Genomic DNA, 10961 nt, shown 5'->3' with positions numbered 1-10961 from the left:
CTTGCGGTGCCTCGTCACATTGTCGAAGGCGCTCTTGATTCAGCCTTCTAGATTCACCCGGTGACACGGGAGGTTCCCGCAGAGGGGAACAACTTCATTAAGCGACTTCGTGTCGCACCTCTGCCCAATTATTATCAATGGGTACGGCCCCGTCCTCGAGGTAGCGCGACAGCGCTGCCCAGCGTTTCAGGCTGTAATCGAGTGCTCTGCTGATAGCCGAACCGTCGGGCACGAGATCGCGCTGGGCGATCATCCAAGCATGCAGCATGTCCATCACCGGTACGGCTTTTTCTTGCCGTATTCGGCGCCGTAAATCCGGTTCCAGGTCGCGGACTTCGCTCTCGATTTCGTAAAGCAACTGGATGTAGCGCAAAGCCTGCTCGGCGAGCTGGCTCTTGTTGGTGGCATGCAATTCGAAGAACTTGCGCCGCGTATGCTCACGCGATGACAAACTTCGATGAACTGCTTGAGCAAGTTGCCGCAACTCGCAAGCCAGTTTTTATCGACGGTGACCGCAATTGCGCGGTGCTGATCTCAATGGACGAGTGGGATTCAATCCAGGAAAAGCTTAGGCCTCGTTCGCCAACAGAGCTTTGAAAGTCTCCCGCTATAGGGTTTACGTTACCGTCAGTTACTCATCGGCAAAGTGGAATGAAAAAAAGCGCCCGGTGGGCGCCTTTTAGAAGTGTAGGAGGGCTGGTGGTCGCAGCAGTGAGTAGTTTTTGAAAAAAAGAGCAATAATTACTCTAGTATGGTCTTGCCTTCGCCTTGTAACGCAATTATGATTCCGCGCCTCTGACCGGCCTTTTGAGCGGTGCTTTTATTAGCTAAGGATTGGCTATGACTTCCTCCCCAATTATCTAACTAACACGCATCCAGACTCCAGGATAAGACCTGTGAGTTGGTATGTCTGTGCCTGAAAGTTAACCTCTATTTAAAATTTTTCGTGGATCTGTTTTCACGGAATAAATGGGCGTGTTTAGCCAGGCTTAATCGCGCCCGCAACTTTAAAACAGCAAGGAATAGCCGTGGAAAATAAAGCCAGTGGTACTGAACTCGTTGAGTTTGACGAGTATGGATCGTATGAAATTACAGACTTGGAAGTGCTGGATGCTGTAGTCGGCGGCTGGGAAGTTAACATTGGTTGTAATGGTGGCTCGGTCAATGCCAAGTGCGGAGACACTCCCGTAAATGGTGCTTGCGGTTCACCGCCAGTTAACTCGAGTTGTGGTGATGACCAAGATGGTTGATTGATGTAATGAACGTGGAGCACCCATTCGGTGCTCCACTCTAATAAATAGAATGATGAGTGAATTAGATGGATCTAGATAAAAATATTCTGGCAACGCTAAATCCTAAAAATCTTGAACTGATTCTTTATCCTACGGAGCAGTGTAACTTTAGGTGCACCTACTGCTATGAGGATTTTCTGATAGGGAGAATGGATGAAAAGACTCAGGAAGGCATAAGAAATCTCATCGGCAGGCGATTGCCAAAACTGGATAACCTTCATCTCCAGTGGTTTGGTGGCGAGCCACTTGCAGCAAAGGATCTGGTTCTTGGATTGAGTGAGTTCGCAAAAAAAGCCTGTGATCAGGCCAGTGTGAATTTTAGTGGATCCCTGACCACCAACGGATACCTCCTGACACTTGATCTGGCAGAAAAACTTTGTGGCCTGAATCAGCGCAATTATCAGATCTCATTGGACGGGTTTGAGAGCGGTCATGACAAAACCAGAAAACTTGCTTCCGGCGCGGGTACGTTCAATAGGATATGGTCAAATCTCCTGGCGTTGAAGGGATCGAGCCTGGACTTCAACGTTACGCTCAGGGTTCACCTCACCAAAGAGAACGTCTCATCTGTAAAGCGACTTGCTGAAGAGATAAAGAAAACATTCCTGTCTGACTCAAGATTTACGGTATTCCTGAAAACAATTGAAAATCTGGGCGGGCCGAACGATACGTCAGGAGTTTTGCTCTCCAAGAGCGAAAAGCTCACAACTATTGCAGAGCTGAATGAGCTGTTAAATACCAAAACCGTCAGTAAGTCTGACAAAGGCGTATACGTTTGTTATGCGTCGCGCCCCAACTCTCTCGCGATACGCGCAGATGGAACGATACAGAAGTGTACTGTGATGCTTTCAGATGACAGGAACTCCGTTGGTAAAATAAACGAGAACGGAACTGTCAAGCTTGATTCGGAGCGGATGAGTATGTGGATGAGGGGGTACTCGGATGACAAGGAAAAATTAAGTTGTCCAGCTGTTGGTTTGCCAAAAATGCCAAACCTGATTCCCGTCGTAAGTGCCAGCTAACCCTTAATCGCCATCTTGCTGCAGTCGAGAGATTTGAATGCTTATTGATCTTGGAGTGTCGAGTGAGTATTTCTTGAATAATATTCAGGAAAAAAATTTTCACCTTCGTCGAGGGGCGGTTAAAGCCGAAGCCTTCACGCTTGCCGATATAGATAATATTCTTGGTACGATTGAACCGGAAGCTCCCAGTGTTAATCTCCATAATGGTGCGTTTATACCGGAGAGTGAGTATGTTTTTACCTATAATGAAGTTGGTAAGCCACGAAAGACCATCATTAAGCCGAAGTTCTACAAGCTTATGCAGGATGGGGCTACGCTAATTTTAAATAGAATGCAAAAAAGCTCTCTGTATATAGATAGCCTCTGTAAAGAAATTTCTGGCGTGGTGAATCAGGAAACGCTGGGCAACGGCTATCTGGCTTTCAATCCACAGGCTGCATTTGGAAATCACTGGGATTGTCATGATGTTTTTGCTATCCAGTTGGTAGGAAGGAAAAGATGGAAGATCTACCCACCAACGTTTGAGTTGCCGATGCCAGGACAAACCAGTAAGGAATTCAAGAGCGAATGCTCAGAAATTCCAATATTGGATACGGTTCTGGAGGCAGGTGACCTCTTATATGTACCTCGTGGCTGGTGGCACAGTGCGGTAGCGATAGGCGAACCAACTTTCCATGTGGCGATCGGCGTACACACTACGCATATAAGCACCTATGTTGAGTGGGTGTGTAATAAGTTTCTTGAAAAACATATTGAATGTCGGAAGAGAATTGGTTTTTCGGACGCCGACTTTCATGATCTCGAACTGGCTTTTGATAAAGTCAGGCAAGAAATCATGAGTGAGGAGAATTTTAGCACTTTCAAGCAGACGATTATTTCCTCCAACAGGACAAGCACGAGATTTGATGTGGGTGCGAATGTGTTCGGCCGTGGTGATGGTCTCTGTACTAGTACAAGGTTGAATTTGAGTAGTAATTACGCTGCTGTTAGTGATGAAAGCTGCGTGGTAAATGGAGTGAAAGTCCCGATCAATAGTCTTGAATGGAAAGTGATAAAGCTGCTTTCATCGCAGAATGGACTATCTATTGATGAGTTGTCGGCGCAACTCCGTATACCGTCTGACCCAATGAAAAAAATCGTAAGTTCATTGATGTTTCATGATGTTTTATATCGTGCCAGTGCGTAAGTTGCCATGAGTAATATTATGTTCAGGAAAGAGGCGTTGGTTGCCAAGGCGAGCAAGAATGAGATTTACGGAGAAATAATTCTTGCGAGTCCGGTCAACCATACGCTGATATCTGCCTTTGCTATTGTGTTTACATTGATAACAGTTGGATTCCTGTTTGGCGGCGATTATACGAAGCGTGTAACGGCACATGGAGAGTTGATTCCAGAGAGCGGTGTTACTCAGATATATGCCGTCCAGAGTGGACTGATCAAGGCCCGGTCTGTCAGTGAAGGGCAGAAAGTCAAGGCGGGTGACACACTTTTTGTTTTATCCAGTGACAGGAAGAGCCAAAAAAAACTGGCCATCCAAGAAACCATTAACGCAGCTCTTCAAGATAAACGAAGTAGCCTAGCGTCTGCAATAAAGACCACAGAGCATATTCATGAACTTGAGATGGAGGCGCTGCGTAATAATGCCTCTACGTTGACCCGTGAAAGGGATAATCTTGACCAGCAGATATCGCTTGCGGTTCGAAAGATGGCGTTATCCGAAGGTTCGGTCAAGCGTTACAAAGGCTTGATGGAACAAGGCTATATCGCTCCAGAACAACTTGATCAGAAACAGGAAGAGTTCCTTGAGCAGAAAATTCGCCTGAAAGACCTTGAGCGAAGTCGTGCAGATGTTGACTATAAATACGCGACTGTTGTTCGAAATATCTCAAGTACACCGCTCACGCAATCAAATATTAGAGAAGAACTTGCGCGAAGCTTGCAGGTTGTCGATCAGGAAGTAGTCGAGAATGAAGCTAAATATGAAGCCGTTGTCTCTGCTCCAAGCGACGGCACCGTTACAGCGATAAGGGGGAACGTTGGTCAGACGGCAAAGATTGACGAGGCATTGGCTGCCATCGTTCCAAGCGGATCAAGGTTTCAGGCTCATTTGTTTGTTCCCAGTCGCGCAATAGGATTTGTCCGCAAAGGTGCTGTGGTGGGGGTTAGATATCAATCCTTCCCTTATCAAAAATTTGGCCAGGCCAAAGGTTCGGTTTTGGATATATCCGAGGCACCTCTGCTGCAAACGGAAATGCCACCGATAGCGAATCCTGAATCCAGCAAGGAGCCGATGTATAGGGTGACGGTTGAGCTTGAACGTCAGTTTGTAAAAGCATATGGCGATGTTATTCCCTTGCGAGCCGGGATGCTGCTGGACGCGGACATCATGCTCGAGAAGCGCAAGTTATATGAGTGGATTATTGAACCAATCTATTCGATAACAGGAAAGATATAACTGGAAGTGACAATGAAAGAGTTGCTTGGGAAAATAAATTTTCACTCCGAAAATAGTACGCCTGTAATTCATCAGTCCGAGCGTTCAGAGTGCGGGTTGGTATGCGTAGCGATGATTGCCAGTCATTTTGGATATCACACCGATTTAAGAGAGATTCGTCAGCGATTTTCGGTGTCCCAGCAGGGGTTGACTCTGCGTGGACTCGTAAAAATTTCAAATGCAATGAATTTGAATAGCCGACCTGTAAAACTGGAAATGACCGGCTTGAGTAGTCTCAAGTTACCTTGTGTACTCCATTGGAATTTCGACCATTTCGTGGTTTTGGTTGAAATCAATAAGGCTGGTTGTGTCATCCATGATCCTGCACACGGACGGCGTACAGTCACCTATGAGGAAGTTTCAAAGTTCTTCACTGGCATAGCACTGGAACTGTGGCCAAATCCAGGCTTTGAGCTAAAGAAGAAGCCACCGCGTGTCGGCATAACGTCGGTCATTGGCAACGTCCGCGGAGCTTATCGATCTGCAGCAAAAGTTCTCGCAGTAGCGTCGGCATTAGAACTTATGTCACTCATGTCGCCCCTGTTTTTACAGCTGACACTGGATAACGTTTTGCCGGCATTTGATGTCGATTTGTTAGTCATGCTGGCGCTTGGTTTTGGGGGGCTGATGCTGGCCCAGGAGTTCATGAAGCTCATAAGGGCCAGAATGCTTTTGTATTTTGGTACGCATTTAAATATACAACTTAAGGCTAATATATTTAAACATCTTATAAGTTTGCCGATTGAGTACTTTGAGAAGAGAAGTCTGGGTGATATCACTTCGAGATTCTCATCCATTGATCAAGTTCAGAGGACTCTCACTACCTCACTGTTGGAAGCTTTGCTGGATGGTGTAATGTCTGTAGCCATCGTCTGTATGATGTTCTACTACAGCGTATTTCTGGCATCGATTTCTGTTACGGCTCTTGCCCTCTATCTGGTAATACGTTTTTTATGGTTTGTACCTTTGAAGAAGGCTACGGAAGAGCAAATCATACATTCTGCCCGACAAGAAACTCATTTTCTGGAAACCGCGAGGGGCATACGCGCAATAAAACTATTTCAACGTCAGGAGGATAGGAGCGCGTCCTGGCTGTCGATGCTGGTAAGTCAAGTGAATCTGGACTTGAAGGCACAGCAAATTCACATTTTGTATCATGGCGCTATAGGTGTAATCACCGGAATAGAAAACATATTAATCATTTACTATGGTGTCAGCATGGTGATTGATGGAAAGTTTTCTATCGGGTTTTTGATGGCGTTCATTGCCTACAAATCAATTTTTAATCTAAGGTTGACTGCGCTGATCAACAAGGGTTTCGAAGTGAAAATGCTTCAGGTTCAGGGGGAGCGTCTTGCAGACATAGTTCTGACGAAGCCCGAACTCATGATGGAAGAGTCCGGATCTTATAATCTAGCTGTTGAGCCAAGTATCGAGGTCGTCGGGCTGAGTTACAGCTATGGTGATCATGAAAGGGAGGTTCTGTCAGATATAAGCTTCAAGGTTGGGGCAGGCGAATTTGTAGCCATTACCGGGCCTTCTGGTTGTGGTAAAACAACGTTGCTGCATTTGTTGCTTGGTATTTTCAAAGCGACTTCAGGGAAGGTTCTGGTAGGTGGTGTAGATATCAATGAAGTTGGTATAGAAAATTTGCGGGGAATTATAGGCACTGTTCTCCAGGATGATGATTTATTCTCTGGTTCGATCGCCGACAATATTTGTTTTTTTGATCATCAACCTGATCAGGAGTGGATAGAGAGATGCGCGAGGATGGCAGCTATCGACGAAGATATTAGGTCAATGTTGATGGGTTACAATACGTCGATTGGTGATATGGGCAGTGTTCTTTCTGGTGGTCAGAAACAAAGAATCCTTCTGGCCCGTGCACTGTACAAACGTCCTAAAATACTTTTGCTCGATGAAGCGACCAGTCATCTGGATATCGAGAAAGAAAAAGAAGTAAATAGCGCGGTGGCTAACTTGAAAGTGACGCGAATTATCGTTGCTCACCGACCCGATACAATTGCAGCGGCTGATCGGGTGATTCAAATGAGGCGGTCTTGATATGTACAAGTATCTATCGCCGGTGTTATTGACAGTGCTTGTTATTTTGCCTTCGTTTTCTTGCGCGGAGCAGGTGTCGGACTTTTATAGGCCCGGAGAGGTGGGTTATCTCAATGCTTCCAAAAAGCGAAACGGGATCACTGAGACAACGAAAGGAAATTTTTCATTTGGATGTGCATGGGATGAATCTCTGAGCATCGATGAGGCGTTGGAGCTTGCTCTTTGTGCAAATCCGAAGTTGTCTCAGGCGCGAGTTAACATAGAAATCCAGAAGCATAAATTGTCAGCTGCCAAGTCTGCTTATCTGCCAAGCTTGTATTTGAATAGCGAAGCGCTCAAGGATGTTGCTGCTTCAAATGAAAAAGCCTTATGGGATTCTTCGTTGAATTTGTCATGGCTTCTTCTGGACTTTGGTGGAAGGCACGGCAGTGTGGAAGAAAATAGAAGTTTATTGCTTTCTGCAGTTTTAGCTCAGGATTCCGAGACATTATCTCTGGTGTCAGATGTTTCCAGAGACTATTTTTCCGTTGCAGCGGCCAGAGGGGTAATTGATTCGAGTCTGGACAATGAATCAGCAGCAAAGGAGAGCTTTTTGGCTGCTCAGGCCAAATATATTGCAGGTGTAGGTGCGCGGGCAGATTTGCTGCAGGCACAAACGGCTCATTCTGAAGCAATACTGGATCGCGTCAGAGCACAGGGGAACTATCAAAAGGCTGTGGCACAACTAGCCTATACGTTAGGCGTAGATCAAGGCTCGAAAATAGTAATTGATAAGCTCGATGAGTCGGTTTTTTCCGATGATTTGAGTAAATCGCTGGATTTACTCATTCAGGATGCGATTGCGCAGCATCCGTCCGTTCTTTCTGCCAGAGCCCAGCTTGAAGCTAGTAAGTTTCATCTGCAAACGGCCATCTCCGAGGGGAAGCCCAGTCTGTCTTTTGTGAGTTCTTATTCAGAAAAGCGCTATGCGCAGGAATATGCCAAAGACTTTAATTCAATGGAAGTCGGACTCAAACTGTCATTTCCTTTGTTTGAAGGTTTTCGCAATAGTGCGAGGATTTCAGAAGCGTATGAAAGCATACAGCTTCAAGAGGCACTTTTAAGGCAGGCCGAGTTGAACGTTACCAATGCCATATGGATAAACTACTCGGATCTCAAGACAGAAAATGAAAGCATCAACATTGCAAAAAGTCTGGTACGGTCGGCCGAGGAATCCTCCGGGGTAGCCAAAGGGCGATACAGAGCCGGAGTGGGCTCAATTATTGAACTGTTGAACGCTCAAACCGCGCTAGCCAATGCAAATCAGCAGTATGTGCAGTCTCTTGCTCGATGGAGGGCTGCGCGGATTCGCTTGGCTGCGAGCGTTGGCATACTTGTACGCGATAACCACATGAAATCCATGTGATCAAAAATCTGCTTTGGTTCTGGTACTTTTACATGATTGATAGTTTTGATGTGAACGTTGTTAAAAGATTTTTGACTGTTGTCCTGGCCGGCGTCGGTGTTGTCGGTTCTGTGTTTGCTGATGAGTCTCCCAAGGGTGGATTAGTCGATATGGCGGTGACAGACCTTTCTGCCGTTCACCAACTGATCGTTTCCTCTCACCCAGGCACCATAGATCAAGAAAATAAAAGTTTTATTGACTGGGTTGAGCGAGGTTATCGGGAGGCAAAGCAGTTGGCCCTGCGTGTCAGCTCGGAGAGGGATGCTCAAGCCGTTCTGGGTTTCTATATTTCAGGGTTCAAGGACGGCCATGTAGGCGTTTATCAATCCAGCAAAGGCAAATCTTCCTGGGCCGGTTTCATGCTGGATATGAGAGGGGAGGATTTTGTCGTCAGTCGTGTTCCAAAGGAGTGGCCTGTCCCTTTGCCTCCAATCGATTCAAGAGTCATCTCATGTGACGGGAAAACAGTCCGCGAAATATTGGGTGATGAAATATCGCCCTACGTAGATCGCCGACTGAATTTGAAATCTACATGGAATCACTTGGCCAAGCATTTGACCGTTGATGATGCGGACTATCCAGTGCTCGCCAGAAAACGGGCAAGCAATTGCCTGGTTGTTCTGCCGAGCGGAGTACAGCAAAACTTTGCTCTGTTATGGCAGGAGGATCGCGGGCAATTAAACGATTTTCTGACTCAGCCTCAACCACCTCAGGCTCTTCAGAACCTCGGAGGCGGGCGCTATTGGGTGCACGCATCGAATTTCGCACCTTCGGCAGTCGAGAATGCGTCCCTCGAAAAAATGCTCGACGCTCTCAAGAACATCGATGATGCCAAGCTGGTTGTACTTGATACACGTGGCAATCGCGGTGGTAACAGCTTGGTTGGGGCCAGGATTCTGTCTGCTTTATTGGGTGAAAAGTTTGTTGAAAGCCTGGATCAATCCTCACGTTCGTATGCAATGTGGCGGGTCTCTCCTCTTGCGCTTGCAACACTGAATAGCGCTTTGGCCAGCATGGAAAGCGATTACGGAAAAAACAGCGACGCCTACAAGTTTGTTTCAGGTTTGCGTGAGTCGATGAGCGCTGCGCTTGTGGAGAGGAAAGACTGGTTGCGACAGCCAGATACGTCTTCGCTCGATCAAGACCGCTCTAAAGAATCGAATCAAAAAACATTCAAAGGCCAGCTTGTGCTGGTGACGGATTCATTCTGTGCAAGTGCCTGTCTGGATTTTGCAGATGCGGTTCTGGCCGTTCCTGGAGCGACCCATTTTGGGTTATCAACGAGTGGTGACACGTTGTATATCGATATTGGCTCTCAGGTCTTACCAAGTGGGGCTCAGTTCTGGTTGCCCTTGAAAGTCTGGAGAGGGCGAGTGCGGGGGAATAATCAAAGTTATGACCCGCAATATGTTTTCGATGGCGACATAAATGACACGCCAGCCGTTCAAAAGTGGTTGCTTGGTTACTTTTGAGCAGGTCGGCGTGGGGATTCCACGCGCACTTGGACAGTGATTTTCCACTGATACATCCCATGCTCAGGCAGGCAACGACGCAAGGTTATTCACTACCATCGACCTCTTTTTTCGAAGCGAAGGGGTCGTCGTGGAGCGTTTACCCAATGGATGACGTGCGATTGATGAGATCAATCCGAATAGAACCAAGAGACAAAGGCCGCGATATTCAAGACATCGATCGCGTCTACAGCCCAAAAACTATCGGCCCTCCGGGCTTCTAGCCCGGCTTGACTTCGCTTTTCGCTAAAGAGAAATCAGGGAAAATATCCTGTGCAAACCAGAGCGGTAGGCCTACCCGCAGCGTATGGCGATTAGATGCCGAGCTCACCGCAAGGCCAACATTAATCACCTTGCTGAGCTGATTGCATGCTTCGCGAGGCTGAAGTCCGATAAAGGTTTCGAACTCGGTACGCGGTAGTGCGCCCTGATTCAGCAGTGCAAGGAATGCCGGCCCTGTTTGCGGTCTGATCCCCGCCTCTATTAACCGCGAGTTCGTTCTGAAGCCATGCATCACTGCTTCCCGAAGCTGGCGGCGATTCAGCGCAGCAGTCATGTAATCCACTTCTCCAAGGCAAACCTCGAGCACTCGAGCACGAATTCAATAAAGCTGAGAGTGGATTTACCTGACGGTTGGACGCCACCAGTAGGCTCGCTCACTTGCGTTCGATGAGTCGGAGCAAAAGCGTGATATTCCTCGTGCCTACGGGCCAAGCCGCGAGCAAGCGACCACAGGTGGGGATGCAACCCGAGCTGAGCCAAATGCTGGTGAATGACCACCCTCGCGACAGTCCCTTTACCATCGGGATACGTTCGAGTTTGGAGAAGGTGAAAGTGGTGGACTACCGCTGCAACAATACGCCGACGAAGCTCAGGTGCCTTCATCAGGGTTGACTGCCAGTTCGCTGAGTTAAGTGCATTCTTCAGAACTTCTGGCTCTGTGTGGTACCCGTCGATGATCCTTGAATAATGGGCGTCAGAGCCCATCAGCAGGTTGCTTAAGCACGCAACGGTTTCGTAACCGATCCACGAACTACACCTACCTCAAGATGAGGCAGTCGTTTACCGTGGCATCTCTGGCGAGCAGTTCCATGGCAGCAAGGCTTCGTAGTCCCCAACCGATTGTGCCTGCGG

8 protein-coding genes and 1 pseudogene are annotated in these 10961 nt (G+C 47.4%); 7 read left to right on the top strand and 2 right to left on the bottom strand.

Annotated features, from left to right (window positions below; all coding sequences use genetic code 11):
- Window positions 1-118: 118 nt before the first annotated feature.
- A pseudogene (locus E3W21_RS28960) lies at window positions 119-436 on the bottom strand (transposase); the annotation flags it as partial.
- Window positions 437-1028: 592 nt separating this feature from the next.
- On the opposite strand from E3W21_RS28960, the gene E3W21_RS28950 reads away from it, so the two are divergent.
- From E3W21_RS28950 to E3W21_RS28920, 7 genes are all read left to right on the top strand, one after another.
- Window positions 1029-1250 carry a hypothetical protein gene (locus E3W21_RS28950; protein WP_134423070.1) on the top strand — a complete coding sequence of 74 codons (222 nt, stop codon included), beginning with the start codon at window positions 1029-1031 and terminating at the stop codon, window positions 1248-1250.
- A gap of 68 nt (window positions 1251-1318) precedes the next feature.
- Window positions 1319-2314, top strand: a complete 996-nt coding sequence (locus E3W21_RS28945; RefSeq protein WP_134423068.1) for a radical SAM protein — start codon at window positions 1319-1321, stop codon at window positions 2312-2314.
- A gap of 37 nt (window positions 2315-2351) precedes the next feature.
- On the top strand, window positions 2352-3500 hold the full coding sequence (locus E3W21_RS28940; protein WP_134423066.1) for a JmjC domain-containing protein: 1149 nt from the start codon (window positions 2352-2354) through the stop codon (window positions 3498-3500).
- 18 nt (window positions 3501-3518) lie between these two features.
- The gene (locus E3W21_RS28935; protein ID WP_166793884.1) at window positions 3519-4769 is read left to right on the top strand and encodes an HlyD family secretion protein; all 1251 of its coding nucleotides are present in this window, start codon (window positions 3519-3521) and stop codon (window positions 4767-4769) included.
- Window positions 4770-4781: 12 nt separating this feature from the next.
- Entirely contained in the window at window positions 4782-6872 is a 2091-nt protein-coding gene (locus E3W21_RS28930; RefSeq protein WP_134423062.1) for a peptidase domain-containing ABC transporter, read from the top strand.
- Window position 6873: 1 nt separating this feature from the next.
- Window positions 6874-8277, top strand: a complete 1404-nt coding sequence (locus E3W21_RS28925; protein ID WP_134423060.1) for a TolC family protein — start codon at window positions 6874-6876, stop codon at window positions 8275-8277.
- A complete protein-coding gene (locus E3W21_RS28920; RefSeq protein ID WP_256661692.1) occupies window positions 8274-9788 on the top strand; it encodes a S41 family peptidase in 1515 nt (504 codons plus the stop codon). Before E3W21_RS28925 ends, E3W21_RS28920 begins: the two co-directional genes overlap by 4 nt.
- 259 nt (window positions 9789-10047) lie before the next feature.
- Here E3W21_RS28920 and E3W21_RS28915 read toward each other — a convergent pair whose 3' ends face one another.
- Window positions 10048-10383 (bottom strand): hypothetical protein, encoded by a 336-nt coding sequence (locus E3W21_RS28915; RefSeq protein ID WP_134423058.1) that lies wholly within the window; start codon window positions 10381-10383, stop codon window positions 10048-10050.
- Between the last annotated feature and the right edge of the window lie 578 nt (window positions 10384-10961).

This window comes from Pseudomonas sp. F01002, from assembly GCF_004402115.1.
Classification (GTDB): Bacteria; Pseudomonadota; Gammaproteobacteria; order Pseudomonadales; family Pseudomonadaceae; genus Aquipseudomonas; species Aquipseudomonas frigoris.
The sequence above is the reverse complement of the archived record's forward strand: the minus strand, read 5'-3'. Positions and strand labels throughout refer to the sequence as shown.

Excerpts from the sequence above, each read along its gene's own strand:
- E3W21_RS28945 (WP_134423068.1), top strand. The coding sequence starts at position 1,319 with ATGGATCTAGATAAAAATATTCTGGCAACGCTAAATCCTAAAAATCTT.
- E3W21_RS28940 (WP_134423066.1), top strand. The coding sequence starts at position 2,352 with ATGCTTATTGATCTTGGAGTGTCGAGTGAGTATTTCTTGAATAATATT.
- E3W21_RS28935 (WP_166793884.1), top strand. The coding sequence starts at position 3,519 with ATGTTCAGGAAAGAGGCGTTGGTTGCCAAGGCGAGCAAGAATGAGATT.
- E3W21_RS28930 (WP_134423062.1), top strand. The coding sequence starts at position 4,782 with ATGAAAGAGTTGCTTGGGAAAATAAATTTTCACTCCGAAAATAGTACG.
- E3W21_RS28925 (WP_134423060.1), top strand. The coding sequence starts at position 6,874 with ATGTACAAGTATCTATCGCCGGTGTTATTGACAGTGCTTGTTATTTTG.
- E3W21_RS28915 (WP_134423058.1), bottom strand. The coding sequence starts at position 10,383 with ATGACTGCTGCGCTGAATCGCCGCCAGCTTCGGGAAGCAGTGATGCAT.